General features: G+C 70.4%; 14 protein-coding genes. 6 read left to right on the top strand and 8 right to left on the bottom strand.

Annotated features, from left to right (window positions below; genetic code table 11):
- Window positions 1-28: 28 nt before the first annotated feature.
- Both plsY and dprA read left to right on the top strand, forming a co-directional pair.
- Window positions 29-634, top strand: a complete 606-nt coding sequence (gene plsY / locus XAN126_RS0112500; protein ID WP_024278935.1) for a glycerol-3-phosphate 1-O-acyltransferase PlsY — start codon at window positions 29-31, stop codon at window positions 632-634.
- Window positions 635-640: 6 nt separating this feature from the next.
- Window positions 641-1,789: a DNA-processing protein DprA gene (dprA, locus tag XAN126_RS0112495; RefSeq protein ID WP_024278934.1), complete on the top strand. Its 1,149-nt coding sequence runs from the start codon at window positions 641-643 to the stop codon at window positions 1,787-1,789.
- A 12-nt stretch (window positions 1,790-1,801) separates the two neighbouring features.
- Here dprA and XAN126_RS0112490 read toward each other — a convergent pair whose 3' ends face one another.
- A complete protein-coding gene (locus XAN126_RS0112490) occupies window positions 1,802-2,014 on the bottom strand; it encodes a hypothetical protein (RefSeq protein ID WP_024278933.1) in 213 nt (70 codons plus the stop codon).
- A gap of 328 nt (window positions 2,015-2,342) precedes the next feature.
- Here XAN126_RS0112490 and topA point away from each other — a divergent pair, with 328 nt between their 5' ends.
- On the top strand, window positions 2,343-5,030 hold the full coding sequence (topA, locus tag XAN126_RS0112485; RefSeq protein WP_024278932.1) for a type I DNA topoisomerase: 2,688 nt from the start codon (window positions 2,343-2,345) through the stop codon (window positions 5,028-5,030).
- A 28-nt stretch (window positions 5,031-5,058) separates the two neighbouring features.
- Here topA and XAN126_RS0112480 read toward each other — a convergent pair whose 3' ends face one another.
- Together XAN126_RS0112480 and XAN126_RS0112475 are read right to left on the bottom strand one after the other, a co-directional pair.
- Window positions 5,059-6,558, bottom strand: coding sequence for an MDR family MFS transporter (locus XAN126_RS0112480; protein WP_024278931.1), 1,500 nt, complete (start codon window positions 6,556-6,558; stop codon window positions 5,059-5,061).
- A gap of 140 nt (window positions 6,559-6,698) precedes the next feature.
- Window positions 6,699-7,871: a putative zinc-binding peptidase gene (locus tag XAN126_RS0112475; protein ID WP_024278930.1), complete on the bottom strand. Its 1,173-nt coding sequence runs from the start codon at window positions 7,869-7,871 to the stop codon at window positions 6,699-6,701.
- Between the two features lie 206 nt (window positions 7,872-8,077).
- On the opposite strand from XAN126_RS0112475, the gene XAN126_RS0112470 reads away from it, so the two are divergent.
- On the top strand, window positions 8,078-8,545 hold the full coding sequence (locus XAN126_RS0112470; RefSeq protein ID WP_024278929.1) for a DUF488 domain-containing protein: 468 nt from the start codon (window positions 8,078-8,080) through the stop codon (window positions 8,543-8,545).
- Here the strand turns inward: XAN126_RS0112470 and XAN126_RS0112465 are convergent.
- From XAN126_RS0112465 to XAN126_RS0112455, 3 genes are all read right to left on the bottom strand, one after another.
- Window positions 8,517-10,169: a molybdopterin-binding/glycosyltransferase family 2 protein gene (locus XAN126_RS0112465; RefSeq protein ID WP_024278928.1), complete on the bottom strand. Its 1,653-nt coding sequence runs from the start codon at window positions 10,167-10,169 to the stop codon at window positions 8,517-8,519. The genes XAN126_RS0112470 and XAN126_RS0112465 overlap by 29 nt on opposite strands.
- Window positions 10,166-10,864 (bottom strand): XdhC family protein, encoded by a 699-nt coding sequence (locus XAN126_RS0112460; RefSeq protein ID WP_024278927.1) that lies wholly within the window; start codon window positions 10,862-10,864, stop codon window positions 10,166-10,168. The genes XAN126_RS0112465 and XAN126_RS0112460 overlap by 4 nt, the downstream gene beginning before the upstream one ends.
- Window positions 10,865-10,946: 82 nt before the next feature.
- Window positions 10,947-11,270 carry an XdhC family protein gene (locus XAN126_RS0112455; protein ID WP_024278926.1) on the bottom strand — a complete coding sequence of 108 codons (324 nt, stop codon included), beginning with the start codon at window positions 11,268-11,270 and terminating at the stop codon, window positions 10,947-10,949.
- 62 nt (window positions 11,271-11,332) lie between these two features.
- Between XAN126_RS0112455 and XAN126_RS0112450 the strand changes: the two genes are divergently transcribed.
- Together XAN126_RS0112450 and XAN126_RS0112445 are read left to right on the top strand one after the other, a co-directional pair.
- Complete coding sequence (locus XAN126_RS0112450) at window positions 11,333-12,427, top strand: lysine-2,3-aminomutase-like protein (protein WP_024278925.1); 1,095 nt, start codon at window positions 11,333-11,335, stop codon at window positions 12,425-12,427.
- Window positions 12,420-13,286, top strand: coding sequence for a DUF296 domain-containing protein (locus tag XAN126_RS0112445; protein ID WP_024278924.1), 867 nt, complete (start codon window positions 12,420-12,422; stop codon window positions 13,284-13,286). Before XAN126_RS0112450 ends, XAN126_RS0112445 begins: the two co-directional genes overlap by 8 nt.
- On the opposite strand, the gene XAN126_RS0112440 is transcribed toward XAN126_RS0112445, so the two are convergent.
- On the bottom strand, window positions 13,249-14,454 hold the full coding sequence (locus XAN126_RS0112440) for a VWA domain-containing protein (protein ID WP_024278923.1): 1,206 nt from the start codon (window positions 14,452-14,454) through the stop codon (window positions 13,249-13,251). The two genes, XAN126_RS0112445 and XAN126_RS0112440, sit on opposite strands and share 38 nt — an antisense overlap.
- Window positions 14,451-15,383, bottom strand: coding sequence for a MoxR family ATPase (locus XAN126_RS0112435; RefSeq protein WP_024278922.1), 933 nt, complete (start codon window positions 15,381-15,383; stop codon window positions 14,451-14,453). Before XAN126_RS0112435 ends, XAN126_RS0112440 begins: the two co-directional genes overlap by 4 nt.
- Window positions 15,384-15,416 lie beyond the last annotated feature (33 nt).

Here is a 15,416-nt window from a genome sequence, read left to right as displayed (position 1 = left end):
CGGCGCGGCGAGATCGTTCGAGGTGCGCATGCCTGATACCCCGCCCGCGCTCGTGCTGCTGATCGCGCTCACGTTCGGCTACCTGCTCGGCTCGGTCCCGTTCGGGCTCCTCCTCACGCGATTTGCCGGCACCAAGGACCTGCGCACCATCGGCTCCGGCAACATCGGCGCCACCAACGTGCTGCGGACCGGGCGCAAGGATCTCGCCGCCGCAACCCTTCTGCTCGATGCGCTGAAGGGCACCGCGGCCGTGCTCGTCGCCCGCCATTTCGCCGGAGAGACGGCCGCCATGGCGGCGGCTGTCGGCGCCTTCCTCGGCCACATCGCACCGGTGTGGCTGCGCTTCAAGGGCGGCAAGGGCGTCGCGACCTTCCTGGGCGTCACCATCGGCCTGTTCTGGCCCGCCGCCATCGCCTTCGCGGTGGTGTGGCTGGGGGCGGCCTATTTCACGCGCTATTCCTCTTTGTCCGCGCTCATGGCGTCGGTTGCCACGGTCATCGCGGCCATGGGCCTCGGGCATGACAAGCTCGCCCTGCTGCTCGCCGTCCTCGCCATCCTCTTGTGGCTGAAGCACCACGAGAACATCCGCCGGCTGCTGGGAGGCACCGAGGGCAAGATCGGCGCGAAGGGCTGAGGCGGCATGGCACGGGGCAGGGCAAAGGGTCCCGCCAGCGGGCCGGCAAAGGGCGAATTGCTCGGGCCGGAGCAGCGCCGCGACTGGCTGCGGCTGATCCGCACCGAGAATGTCGGCCCGCGCACCTTCCGTGCCCTCATCAATCAGTTCGGCGGCGCCGGCGCGGCGCTGGAGGCCCTGCCCTCCCTCGCCCGGCGCGGCGGACGGCTGATGCCGCCGCACACGCCCACCATCGCCGAGGCGGACGCAGAGATGGAGGCACACGCCCGCATGGGCGCCCGGCTGGTCGCGCTCGGCGAGCGTGACTATCCCCCTGCCCTTGCCGCCCTCGATGACGCGCCGCCCCTGATCTCCTTGCGCGGCGAGGCCGAGGTCTTGCGCCGGCCCATGGTCGGCATCGTCGGCGCCCGCAACGCCTCTGCCGCCGGCCGCACCTTCGCGGCGCGGCTCGCGCGGGATCTCGCGGCGGGCGGATGGGTGGTGGTGTCCGGCCTTGCCCGCGGCATCGATGCAGCCGCCCACGAGGCGAGCCTCGACGGCGGAACGGTGGGCGTGTTCGCCGGCGGGCTGGCCAAGCCCTACCCGCCCGAAAATCTCGGCCTGATGGACAAGGTGGCCTCGACCGGCGCCCTCGTCTCCGAGATGCCCATCGGCTGGGAGCCTCGCGCCCGCGACTTTCCCCGCCGCAACCGTCTGGTTTCGGGCATGAGCCTCGGCGTCGTGGTGGTGGAGGCGGCGGAACGGTCCGGCTCGCTCATCACCGCGCGCCTTGCCGCCGAGCAGGGGCGCGAGGTGTTCGCCGTGCCCGGCTCGCCGCTCGATCCCCGTGCGGGCGGCACCAACCGCCTGCTGAAGCGCGGCGCGACGCTCGTCACCGAGGCCGCCGATGTGATCGAGGTGCTCACCCCGATCGCCGGGCGGCGCGAGGAACCAGTGGTGGAGGCGGAGGCGCCGTTCGTGCCGGCGGGGCCGGTCACGCCGGGGGAGGATGCGCGCGCCCGGGTGATCTCGCTGCTCGGCCCGGTGCCGACGCCGACCGACGATCTGGTGCGCCTGTCCGGTTGCACGGTCGCGGAAGTCCAGATCGTGCTGCTGGAGCTTGAGCTTGCCGGACGCCTCGACCGCCCGGGCACCGGACGGGTTGCGCTCAAATAGGGGTGGAGCGGCTCACCGCCGCTCGGCGTCGGTGCTCCCCGGTCCGCGGGACGATACGTTGTCGGCCAACGCGCGCGCCTCCTGACGCGCCATATCGAGCACATAGGCGAGGGTACTGAACCCGTGGTTGCGGGCGAGACGTGACAATTCGGCGGTAATGGCGGCGACATAGGCAGCCGTCGCGGCCGCATCGTCGGCGATGTCGACGGGAGACCGTTCGGTCATGTCGGTTCCAAGCCCCGGTTGGTATCTGAGACTGGTCTTAAAGATTGAGTTCGATATTGAAACATACTCTGGGTTGTACTTTCATCAAACCCGGCGGCTGAGCCTGAAGGGGGGCACCATTTGACAGGCGCCCCTTGGCTCCCCATGTTGCGGCGCTCTCGGCGTCGCGATCCTCTTGCTGGGGTGAGCGATCGCGATCAGACGCCGGGCATCGGAGCCGGAGCTTCACGCTTCGCTTCCGGGATGCCAAACGGTATCGCGGGATGCTCCCTCCCCTTTCCAAGGCCGCGCAATGGGGCGGCGGCCCTTGATTGAGACACGGTTCGTCATGCAGGTCGTCATCGTCGAATCGCCGGCCAAGGCGAAGACGATCAACAAATATCTCGGTCCCGGCTACGAGGTCATCGCCTCCTACGGCCACGTTCGCGACCTCCCGTCGAAGGACGGGTCGGTGGATCCGGACGCCGACTTCCGCATGCTGTGGGACGTGGACCCCAAGGCGCAGAAGCGGCTCAACGAGATCGCCGCCGCCGTGAAGGGGGCCGATGGCCTGATCCTCGCCACCGACCCGGATCGCGAAGGCGAGGCCATCTCCTGGCACGTGCTGGAGGTGCTGCGGCAGAAGAAGGCGCTCAAGGGCCAGAAGGTCGAGCGCGTGGTCTTCAACGCCATCACCAAGCAGGCGGTGCTGGAGGCCATGAAGGCGCCGCGCGATATCGACGTGGCGCTGGTGGACGCCTATCTCGCCCGCCGCGCCCTCGATTATCTCGTGGGCTTCACCCTCTCCCCCGTGCTGTGGCGCAAGCTGCCCGGCGCGCGGTCCGCCGGACGCGTGCAGTCGGTGGCGCTGCGCCTCGTCTGCGACCGGGAGCGGGAGATCGAGACCTTCGTCCGCAAGGAATACTGGTCCATCCTCGCCCGGCTCGCGACGCCGCGGAACGAGGAGTTCGAGGCCCGCCTTTCCGGCGCCGACGGCAAGAAGATCACCCGCCTCTCGGTGGGCACGGCGGAGGAGGCGAAGGCCTTCCGCGAAGCGCTGGACAGCGCGGCGTTCCGGGTGCGCTCGGTCGAAGCTAAGCCCATGAAGCGGCATCCCCAGCCGCCCTTCACCACCTCGACGCTGCAGCAGGAAGCGAGCCGCAAGCTCGGCCTCGCCCCCGCCCGGACCATGCAGATCGCCCAGCGCCTCTATGAGGGCGTGGACGTGGGGGGCGAGACGGTGGGCCTCATCACCTACATGCGAACCGACGGCGTGGACATGGCCCCCGAGGCCGTCGCCGCCACCCGCGATGCCATCGGCAAGCAGTTCGGCCAGAAGTACCTGCCCGGCGTGCCGCGTAAGTACACCACCAAGGCCAAGAACGCGCAGGAGGCCCACGAGGCCATCCGCCCGACCGACCCCTCGCGCCATCCGCGCGACGTGGCCCGCTATCTCGATGGCGAGCAGGCCAAGCTCTATGAGCTGATCTGGATCCGCACGGTCGCGAGCCAGATGGAATCGGCCGAGCTGGAGCGCACCACGGCGGACATCGAGGCGAAAGCCGGCGCCCGCACGCTGGACCTCACCGCCACCGGCACCGTGGTCAAGTTCGACGGCTTCCTCACCCTCTACCGCGAGGGCAAGGACGACGAGGACGACGACGAGGAGGGCCGTCGCCTTCCGGCAATGAGCGCCAACGAGGCGCTGGCCAAGCGCGACATCAACACCACCCAGCACTTCACCGAGCCGCCGCCGCGCTATTCGGAAGCCTCGCTGGTGAAGCGGATGGAGGAGCTGGGCATCGGCCGCCCCTCCACCTATGCCGCCGTACTCGCCGTGCTGCGCGACCGTGAATATGTGAAGCTCGACAAGAAGAAGCTGGTGCCGGAGGACAAGGGCCGGCTCGTCACCGCCTTCCTCGAAAGCTTCTTCAAGCGCTACGTGGAATACGATTTCACCGCCGACCTCGAAGAGAAGCTCGACGAGGTTTCCGCGGCCGAACTCGACTGGAAGGAGGTGCTGCGCGCCTTCTGGCAGGATTTCCACGCGGCCATCGAGGCCACCAAGGACCTGCGCGTGTCGCAGGTGCTGGACGCCCTCGACGAGATGCTGACCGCCCACATCTTCCCGCCCACCGAGGACGGGACAGACCCGCGCCTGTGCCCCACCTGCGGCACCGGCCGGCTCTCGCTGAAGATGGGCAAGTTCGGCGCCTTCATCGGCTGCTCCAACTATCCCGAATGCCGCCACACCCGTCCGCTCACCGGCGACAATGCGCAGGAAGGCGACGGCACCCGCGTGCTCGGCCTCGATCCGGATTCAGGTGAGGAAGTCACCATCCGCTCCGGCCGCTTCGGCACCTATCTCCAGCTCGGAGAGGGCAAGGAAGGCGAGAAGCCCAAGCGCTCGTCGCTGCCCAAGGGCCTCGCCCCGGCGGACGTTGACCTTGAAACGGCACTGAAGCTGCTGGCCCTCCCGCGCGAAATCGGCCTCCATCCGGAGGATCGCGAGCCCATCCTCGCCGGCATCGGGCGTTATGGCCCCTATGTCCAGCACGGGCGCACCTACGCCAATATCGAGGACGGCGACGACATCCTCGCCATCGGCCTCAACCGGGCGGTGGCGCTGATCGCGGAGAAGCAGTCCAAGGGTCGTGGCGGACGCGGCGGCACGCCGGCCGGGCGGGTCGTCGGCGATCATCCGACGCTGGGCGGGCCGATCACCGTGCGTCCGGGCCGTTTCGGGCCTTACGTGAACCACGGCAAGGTCAACGCGACCCTGCCCAAGTCCACCGATCCCGAAACGCTGACGCTGGAACAGGCGGTGCAGCTCATCGACGCCAAGGCGGCGTCTTCGCCGGCCAAGCCCGCGCGTGGCGGCGCCCGCAAGGCGGCTTCGGCGGATGGCGAGAAGGCGGCACCGAAGAAGGCTGCCGCGAAGAAGCCGGCGGCCAAAAAGCCGGCGGCGAAAGCCGTGGCTCCCAAGAAGCCCGCCGCCAAGAAGGCTGCCGCAAGCAAGCCCGACGCGGCCGAATAGGCGCCGCGCCGTTCCGGCCGGGGCAGCATCACACGATGCTGCCCTCGCCCTCGCTGGCGTGGACCGACGTGCGCAGCGGCCGCTCCGGCAGGAACGCCAGCGCCACGGCCGCCAGCGCCGCCACCACCGTCATGGTGAGGAACACCCGGCTGAACGCGCTTGCGAGGCGCGCCGGGTCCGCGCTGCGCGCCAGGGTCTCGATATCCGCCGCCCCGCCCGTGGCCAGCGCGGCGAGAAGCACGGCGCCAAGCACGGCCACGGCCAGCGCGCCGCCAAGCTGGCGGAAGAAGGTCATGACGCCCGTGGTGGTGCCCATCAGATGCGGCTGCACCGCGTTCTGGATGGACACCGTGCAGACCGGCAGGGCCGTGCCCAAGCCCAGGCCGATGACGACGAACAGCGCCAGGGCCAGCGCCAGCGGCATGACCGGGACCAGACCGATCGCGAGGAGTCCCGCGGACGCGAGCGTCAGCCCGGCGAGGGCCGGACGCTTGTAATGGGCAAGGCGCGCCATGGAGCGCCCGGAGAGCACGGCCCCCATCACCACGCCACCCATGAAGGGAATGAGCCCTAGGCCCGACTGGGTGGCGGAGAGGCCGCGCGCCGTCTCGAAATAGAGCGGCACGAAGATGGACAGGCCGACCATTCCCCCGAATGCGAGGAACGAGGCGATCATGCCCCAGCCCACCACCTTGTCGGCGAGGAGGCCGAGGGGCAGGAACGGTTCCTGCGCCCACCGCATCCGCCAGATGAACAGGGCCACGAAAACCGCCGCACCGGCGAACAGGCCGAGGATGAGCGGCGAGCCCCAGGGCAGGCGCACACCACCCCAGCCGAGGGCGAGGAGAAGCATCAGGCTCGCCACCGCCATCAGCGCCGCGCCCAGATAGTCCATAGCATGGCGGCGCTCGTGGCGCGGCAGGTCGCGCAGCCGCCGCTCGGTGATGAGCAGGGCCGCAAGACCGATGGGCAGATTGACCCAGAAGATGAGGGTCCAGCTGAGATATTGCGCAAACAGGCCGCCCAGCACCGGGCCGGCAATGCTGGAGGCCGCGAACACGCCGGCGATCTGCGCCTGATAGCGCCCACGCTCCCGCGGCGAGACCAGATCAGCGATGATGGTCTGCGACAGGGAGATCAGCCCCCCGCCGCCCAGCCCCTGAACCGCCCGCGCGATGATGAGGGCAAGCAGGTTGGGCGCCAGCGCGCAGGCCACGGACGCCGCCGAGAACACGGCGACGGCCGTCAGCAGCATCACCCGCCGCCCGTGGATGTCGCTCAGCTTGCCGTAGAGCGGCGTCGCCACCGTCGCGGTCAGGAGATAGGCGGTGACCACCCAGGAGAGGTTGGCGAAGTCGCCGAACGCATCGCCGATGGTCGGCAGGGCTGTCGCCACGATGGTCTGGTCCAGCGCGCCGAGCAGCATCGCCAGCATCAGCCCGAAGATGATGCGGCGGATCTCGGCGTGGCTGGGTGGGGTCTTCTCCCCGGACGAAGCGTGGGGCGACTGCGGATCGATCTGGTTCATAGGGGGAATCGAACGACGGCGGAGGGACGACCATGGGTCGCCCGTTGCCGACCGATTGCAAGGCCGACGGGACGGAAGGGGCACCCCCATCCGCTCCCGCCCAGCTTCACGAGTGCGTGAAGGCGCACCCCGCCGACGCCTTACGCGACCGCGGCGATTGGGCTGCCTTCCGGCGCATCGGCGGCATTCTCGCCACGGCCCGGCGGCACCTCCTCGGTGACGGTCTCCGGCACCGGATCGGCTTCCACCTGCCGATGCACCAGGCTGTGGATGAAGCCAACCTTCTCGATCACGCCCGGGCCGAGGATGAACGGATAGGCGTCCGACATGCCGAGGCAGCGATTGAGATTGTTGAGCGCGAACGAGATGGGCAGCCAGGAATCCACCATCTGCTGGATGGCGCACGCGCGGTAGGGGTTGAAATCCACCTCCGCGCCAAGTTCGCCCGTACGGTCGAGCCGCGGCTTCACCCGCATGCCGAACGCGCCGGCCATCTCCAGCGTATCGACGATGTGGATGTAGTGCTTGAACGTCTCGGCGAAGTCTTCCCACGGGTGCGCCGTGGCGTAGGCCGAGACATAGTTCGTCTGCCAGTCGGGCATGGGACCGTTGGCATAATAGGCCTGAAGGGCCTCGCCATAATCTACCGTTTCGTCGCCGAAGAGCGCCCGGAAGGCCTGGAGGCGGCCCGCGTCGCGGACCAGCCGGTTCCAGTAATAATGCCCCGTCTCGTGTCGGAAATGGCCGAGCAGCGTGCGGTAGAGCTCGCCAAGCTCCCCCTTGCGATGCTCGCGCTCGGCGTCATCCGCCTCCGCGAGGGCGATGGTGATGAGGCCCTCGTCGTGGCCGGTCATGATCTTCGGGGCTGAGCCGTCCGGATCGTCGGCGAGGAAATCGAAGCAGAGGCCGCCCTCGCGATCCTCGTTGCTTTCCAGGGGCAGGTTGAGCCGCAGCAGGGAATAGATGAGCCGGTGCTTTGCCACCTCCACCTTGCGCCACTTGCGCAGGTTTTCGGGCACCGTGAGGTCGGGCACCATGCGGTTGTGGCGGCAGGCGAGGCAGAATTCGCCTTCCTCCTCCGCCGGCATCAGCCAGTTGCAGGCATCCAGCGCCGCATTGGCGCAGAAGCGGTAGCGCTGCTCGCCGCCGCGACCGATAGCGCGCCACACGCTGCTCTCGGCATCCCCTTCGCGCTCCAGCGGCACCAGAGCGTTGGCTTGCGGGATGTAGCCGAGATCGTGGCCGCACTTCTCGCAGCGGCGGTTTTCGAAATACAGGAGCTGATCGCAGGCGGCACAGCGAAACAGGCGCATGATGGGTCTCCCCCCAAGCCAGCGGCCGTCCTTGTACGACGCCCGCCCGGGTGGCTCTTGAACCCGAGAAGCGCCGCGCGGTTCCCCGTTCACCGCTGGCTGAGGCGAGAAAGTGGGCCTTTCGTCGGCTCAAGTCCATTTCGCGCCTGCAAAACGCGCTCCGGGCGGGGATGACGGGTCGTCCACCGCACGGCATGATCCCTTCCATGAGCAGCCGCAAAGCCCGCACCGCCCTCTTCACCATCGGCTACGAGCAATCCACCCCCTCGGCCTTCCAGGCCGCGCTGGATGAGGCGAAAGTCGGCCTGCTGGTGGATGTGCGCGCCGTCGCGGCGTCACGCCGGCCGGGTTTCTCCAAGACGGCGCTGGCGGCGGGCATTGCCGAGCACGGCGTCGCCTATGTCCACCTCAGGACGCTGGGCACGCCCAAGGAGGGGCGGCTCGCTGCGCGCAGCGGCGACCATGACGCGCTGATGCGTATCTATGACGCCCACCTCGCCACCGATCCCGCCAAGGCGGCGCTGGAGGAATTGGCCGAGCTGGCGCAGGGCCGGCGCATCTGCCTCATGTGCTTCGAGCGCCATGTGGAGGGGTGCCACCGGCTGCGGCTCGCGCAATTCCTGTGCGAGCGGCTGGACATCGGCGTCACGCACCTTCAACCGGCGCCGTTCTGAGCTGCCGCTCACCTTTGGCGGCGGCCTCGCGCGCCTCGGCGAGGAGGCGCGGCGTGTCCACGTCGAGGAAGGCGCCCTCCTCCGCCGCGACAGGCACTTCCGCCACCAGCTCGGCATTGGCGGCGAGGATGGCGCGGGCGCCCACATCCCCCTCCAGCGCCGCCAGTTCGGCGAAGAAGCGGCGCGACCACAGCACCGGATGCCCCCGCTGCCCGCCCTCCACCGGCGCCGCGATGAGCCGACCCGACGCAGGCGCGTAGGCCGCCATCAGGCGATCCAGCAGACCGGGCGCGAGCAGCGGCATGTCGCCGAGAACCACCAGCGCGCCGGCCGCCGTCTCCGGCACCGCGGCAATGCCGGCGCGCAGCGAGGACGCCATGCCCGTCGCATGATCGGGATTGTAGACGAAGATCACGTCCAGCCCAGCCAGCGCCGCCTCCACGCGGCCGCGCTCGTGCCCGGTCACGACGATCACCGGCCGCGCACGGGAGGCCAGCGCCGCCTCCGCCACGCGGCGGATCACAGGCCGGCCACCCACCTCCGCGAGCAGCTTGTTGATGCCCTCCCCCATGCGCGAGGAGCGGCCGGCGGCGAGGATGACGGCCGCGAACCCGTCCTCCGCCTCGTCGCTCTCGGCGCGGGGATGGGGGCGGGCGGCGATGTCCTGGAGCAGCCCGCCGGCGCCGAGGCGGGCGATGTCACGGGCGCTCACCTCCAGCCCCGCGAGGAGGCGGTGGAGGATGAAATCGAAGCCGTTTTCCTTCGGGCTGCGCGCGCAGCCCGGCGCGCCCAGCACCGGCACGGACCCAAGCCGGCCCAGCATCAGGAGATTGCCCGGGTCCACCGGCATGCCCAGCCGCTGGACTTCTCCGCCCGCCGCCACGAGCCCGGCGGGGATCACGTCGTTGCGGTCGGCGATGGCCGAGGCGCCGAAGACGATGACCAGTTCCGCACCGGCCGCGACCGCGTCCGTGAGCGCGACGGCGAGCGGCGCGGCGTCGTGCGGCAGGGTGCGGTGGGCGATCACCTCGGCCCCGGCGATCGCCAGGCGGGCGCGGGTGACGGCCAGCGTCTTCGCCACCACCTTGTCGGCGAGGCCCGGCAGCAGGGTGGAGAGCACCGCCACGCGCTTCAGGCGGAACGGCGCGATGGCGATCACGCCCTGCGCCGCCGCGGCGGCTGCGTCGACGAGCGCACCCGGAACGGCATAGGGGATGATCTTGACCGTCCCCACCATGTCGCCGGCCGCCACCGCGCTGAAGTCGCGCAGGGTGGCGAGGGTGATGGCTTCGTCCACCGCGTTGAAAGCGTCCAGCGCGGCATCCGAAATCCGCAGGACGCCGGAGGTGGCGGCATAGAGATTGGCGCGGCCGGTGAAGGCCGTGTCGGGCCGCACATGGGCGCCTGCCACCGCATCGGCGAGGCGACGCGCGGCGGCGTCCTCGGCCACATCCCCCGGCTCCATGCGGGCCGCGACCACCTCGGTGATGCCTGCCGCCGCGAGACGGGCGATGTCGGCCGCCGTCAGGCGGGTGCCCTTCTTGATGGTGCCGCCGGGGAGCCGCACCGAATGCGCGGCGACGGCGCCTTCGGCCTCGGCGAGCGGCAGGGGGCCGAATCTCACGCCGCCGCTCCTGCCGTTGCGCTGGCGCCGGTGCGCAGGGCGCGGATCACCTCCGCCAGCACCGCGACCGCGATCTCCGCCGGGCTGGAGGCGCCGATGTCCATGCCGATGGGCGCGTGGATGCGGCTGATGGCCTGCTGGGGCAGCCCCGCCGCCGCCAGCCGCTCCACACGCTTGGCGTGGGTACGCCGCGAACCGAGCGCGCCCACATAGAAGCACTCGGCCCGAAGGGCGGCGGCGATGGCCGGCTCGTCGATCTTGGGATCGTGGGTCAGCGCCACCAAAGCGGTGAACGGATCGAGCCCATAGGCCGGCAGCGCCTCGTCCGGCCATTCGGCGATCACCGGCACATCCGGGAAGCGCTCGGGGGTGGCGAAGGCGGTGCGCGGATCGAGGATGGTCAGGTCGAATCCCGCGAGCCGCGCCATGGGCGCCAGCGCCTGGGAGATGTGGACGGCGCCGATCACCAGCATGCGCGGCGGGGGCACATCCACCGCGAGGAAGACGCTGCCCTCCCCGGCCTTGCCGCTGCGACGCGCGGCCAGCGCCGCTGCGATCTCCGGCGCCAGCGGGTCGGAGGCGAGGGTCGCGGCAGTGGCGAGCCTTTGGGCGCCGGTGGCAAGCTCGGTCACGACAACCGCCGCGCGGCGGGCGGCGCGCTCCGCATTCAGGGCCGCGAGCAGGTCGAGACGCATGGTGGTCCTCCCTCAGGGAGCATCCGGATCATCTTCCCCACTGAATATAACGCTTGGCGGCCTGCGTCACCGCCCGGCGTGCTCAGTCCACCGGCTCCACATAGACCGCGATCTTGCCGCCGCAGGAGAGGCCGACCTTCCAGGCGGTCTCGTCGGCGACGCCGAACTCCAGCGTGCGCGGCGCGCCGGCCGCGATCACCTCCGCCGCCTCGCTCACGACCGCGCCTTCCACGCAGCCGCCGGAGACCGAGCCGAGGAAATTGCCCTCCGCATCGATGACGAGGCGGCTGCCCACCGGGCGTGGTGCCGAGCCCCAGGTTTCCAGCACGGTGGCGATGGCCACCCCCCGGCCCTCGCGGCGCCAGCGCTCGGCGGCTGCGAGAACATCGCTGTCGGTCACGTCCATGGGCGGCTCCCGTATCGATTTGGCATCCCGGCAGGCTTCCCATATAGCTGTCCGCCGAGCCGATGCCGAACCCTCTCAACAAACTTGTGTCCTTGGCCGCCCGCGATCAAGGGACGCTGCGCACCGCCGACGACCTGATCGGCGCTGGCCTCGCCGCGCCGGACGCGCGCGCCGCGCTGGAAGAGGTGGCCGCCCGCTATGCCGTGGCGGTGACGCCCACGCTGGCCGCCGCCATCGATACGACGGACGAAGCCGACCCCATCGCCCGCCAGTTCGTGCCCGATCCCGCCGAACTGGAGGTGCGCCCGGAAGAGCTGGCCGACCCCATCGGCGACGACGCCCACAGCCCCGTGCCCGGCGTGGTGCATCGCTACCCCGACCGGGCGCTGCTGAAGATCGTGGGCGTCTGCGCCGTCTATTGCCGCTTCTGCTTCCGCCGCGAGATGGTGGGGCCGGGCGCGGCCTCGCTTCTGTCGGACGATGCGCTGGAGCAGGCGTTCGCCTATTTCGCCGGGCATCCGGAGATCTGGGAAGTCATCCTCACCGGCGGCGATCCCTTCATGCTCTCGGCCCGGCGCATGGGCGAGGTGGTGGGGCGGCTGGCGGCCATCCCCCATGTAAAGATCGTGCGCCACCACACCCGCGTGCCCATCGCGGCGCCGGAGCGCGTGACGCCGGCCTTCGTCGCCGCGCTCAAGGCGCCGGGCATCACGCCCTATGTGGCGGTGCATGTGAACCATGCGCGGGAACTGACACCCGCCGCGCGGGCGGCGCTGGCGCGGCTCGCCGATGCCGGCATTCCCCTGCTGTCGCAGACGGTGCTGCTGCGGGGGGTGAACGACGACGCCGGGACGCTCGCCGAGCTGTTCCGCGCCCTCGTGGAATGCCGGGTGAAGCCCTATTACCTGCACCATCCCGACCTCGCCCCCGGCACCGGCCATTTCCGCCTGCCCATCGCCGAGGGGCAGGCACTGGTGCGGGCGCTGCGCGGGCGCCTTTCCGGCATCGCGCAGCCCACCTACGTGCTCGATATCCCCGGCGGGGCCGGAAAAGTGCCGCTCACGCCGGGCCATCTGGCCGCGACCGAGGGCGGCTATCAGGTGAGCGACAATTGCGGCGGCCTGCACGCCTATGCCGATGAGGGAACGAATGGCTGAGCTTCGCCGCATCACCCAACCCGGGCCGGTCGCCCCCCAACGCATCGAGAGCGCGGTGGGTGCGCTGAAGGTGCTGGACTTCACCCTCCAGCCCGGCCTCACCATCAACGCCGCCATCTGCGGGCCGCTGCTGGACGCCGGCATGGGCGCGGCGCAGGTGGAGATTTCGGGCGGCGCCTTAGGCCCCTTCACCTATGTGATGCCCGCCGCCTCGCCCGACGCCACCCACGCCGCATGGTACAGCCGCGCCTTCTCGCCCGAGGGCGTGACGACGCTGGAGCGCGGCAACGTCACCTTCGGACGGAAGGAGGGCGCGCCCTTCATCCATTGCCATGCCTTCTGGATCGAGCCGGACGGCACCCGCCACGGCGGCCATGTGATGCCCCACGAGGCGGTGGTGGCCGCGCCCATTCGTGCCCGCGCCTATGGCGCCGCCGAGGTGGAGACATCAGCCGATTACGACCCCGAGACCAACTTTGCCCTCTTCACGCCCCATGCGGTGAATGCGCCGGCCGATGGCCCCCGCATCGCCTTCGCGCGGGTGCGGCCCAACACCGAGCTGTTCGGTGCCGTGGAGGACATCTGCCGCCGCCACGGCTTCAAGGGCGGGCGGCTGCGCGGCGGGGTGGGCAGCATCATCGGCGCGCGCTTCCACGATGCGCCGGAGGTGGAGGACTACGCCACCGAGGTCTTCGTGACCAACGGCGTGATCGCCCCCGATGCGACGGGCGCGCTGGTCGCCGACATCTCCCTCTCCCTCGTCGGCCTCTCCGGCGTGCTCGCGGAGGGGCGGCTGGTGCGCGGCGAAAATCCGGTGCTCATTACCTTCGAACTGGCGGTGGAAGAGACCGCCGGCTGAGCGGGCCGGACAAAGCGGACACCAGGCTTTCAAGGCTCTTCAGATCGTGGACGGGGCGCATCTCGTCCACCTGCGGCAGCATGGCCGCGACGCCCTGCGCCTTCGGCTCGAACCCCTCGTAGCGCAGCAATGGATTGAGCCAGACGAGCCGGCGGCAGGAGCGCTTGAGGCGCCCCATCTCGCCCGCCAGCGTGTCGTCCACCTCCCGCTCCAGACCGTCGGTGAACAGCAGAACGACAGGGTTCTGCGCCGTCACCCGCCGCGACCACTCCACATTGAAGGCGCGCAGCGATGCGGCGATGCGGGTGCCCCCCGCCCAGTCCCGTGCCGAGGCAGAGACGGCGGCCAGCGCCGCATCGGGATCGCGCCGCGCCAGCTGCCGGGTGACATTGGTGAGGCGCGTGCCGAACAGGAAGACGGAGACCTTCCGTCGCCCGCCGAGCGCGTGGAGGAAAGACAGGATGGGCCGGGAATAGTCGGCCATGGAACCCGAGATATCCACCAGCGCCACCACAGGCGGCGGCTTCTCCTTCGGGCCGCGATGCTTCAGCAGGACGAGGTCGCCGCCCGTGGCCACGGCGGCGCGGAGCGAGGCACGCAGATCGAGGCGACGGCCCCTGGGATCGGGGATCAGGCGGCGGGTGCGGGCAAAGTCGTCCGGCATCCGCAGGTGCGCGATGCGGCGGCGCGCCTCGGCGAGTTCCGCGGCCGACATCTGGGCGAAATCCTTGGTGCGCAGCACGTCCTCGACGGAGGCGGAGAGGCGCGCCTCCACCTCCACCCTGGGCTTTTCCACCTGCCGCTCGGTGCCGACGCCGGCGAACAGCGCCTCCTCCACCCGCCGGAGCACGCTCTCGCGTTTCTGCTCGCGCTGCGGCACGGCCACCGGCGAGAGCATGGCGATGAGCCGCTCCTGATGCGCCCGGCGGCGCCAGAACAGGCGGAAGGCCTGATCGAACACCACGCTATCCTCATGGCGCGACACGAAGAGGGCGTGGAGGGTCCAGTAGAAATCCTCGCGCGCGCCGACGCCGGCCATCTCCACCGCCGCCACCGCATCGAGGATGCGGCCCGGCCCCACCTTGAGGCCGGCGGCGCGCAAAGCGCGGCCGAACGAGGCGATGTTCTCGGCGAGCCGCCCGTCTTCCGCAGCAGTCGCGCTAGTCACTCCGCCGCGCGCGAGGCCTGCCGCGCCTCCTCGATGAGGCGCTCGATGCGGGGCGCATCGGTGCGGGCGATGTCGTCCTGATATTTGAGCAGCACGCCCAGCGTATCGCCCACGAGACCCGGATCGAGCGAAACCGCATTCAGCTCCACCAGCGCGGACGCCCAGTCCAGCGTCTCGGCGACGCCGGGCACCTTGAACAGGTCTTCCTTGCGCAGCGCCTGCACGAAGGCCACGACCTCGGCCGAGAGTCGCGCGGGGGCGTCCGGCAGGCGGGTGCGCAGGATCTCCATCTCGCGGGCGGCGTCGGGATAGTCCACCCAGTGATAGAGGCAGCGCCGCTTGAGGGCGTCGTGGATTTCCCGCGTGCGGTTGGAGGTGAGGATCACGATGGGCGGGGCGGCGGCCTTGATGGTACCCAGTTCCGGGATCGTCACCTGATGGTCGGAGAGCACTTCCAGCAGGAATGCCTCGAAGGCTTCATCCGTGCGGTCCAGCTCGTCCACCAGCAGAACGGGCGGGCCTTCCGTGTGCGGCTCCAACGCCTCCAGCAGAGGACGGCGCAGCAGGTAGCGGTCGGAGAAGATGTCGGCGGCGATGGCGCCCTTGTCGCTCTCCCCGGCCGCTTCCGCGAGGCGGATGGCGATCATCTGGGCAGCGTGGTTCCACTCGTAGACGGCAGCCGAAAGGTCCAGCCCCTCGTAGCATTGCAGGCGGATGAGCCGGCGCCCGAGGGCCGCCGCGAGCGTCTTCGCCACCTCGGTCTTGCCGACGCCGGCCTCACCCTCCAGCAGCAGCGGGCGGCCCATGCGCAGCGCGAGGAAGACGACGGTGGACAGCGCCCGGTCGGCCACATAGCCCTGCCCGGCCAGCAGCCGGCCGGTGTCATCAATGGAGCCGGGCAAGGCGCCCCGTGTCGCGTCTGCGGTCATGGGGCGAGTAGAGCATGGGGCGGGAAACCGGCC

The sequence above is a fragment of the Xanthobacter sp. 126 genome (genome assembly GCF_000526175.1).
GTDB classification, from domain to species: domain Bacteria; phylum Pseudomonadota; class Alphaproteobacteria; order Rhizobiales; family Xanthobacteraceae; genus Xanthobacter; species Xanthobacter aminoxidans.
This window is presented reverse-complemented; position numbering and strand designations above follow the sequence as displayed.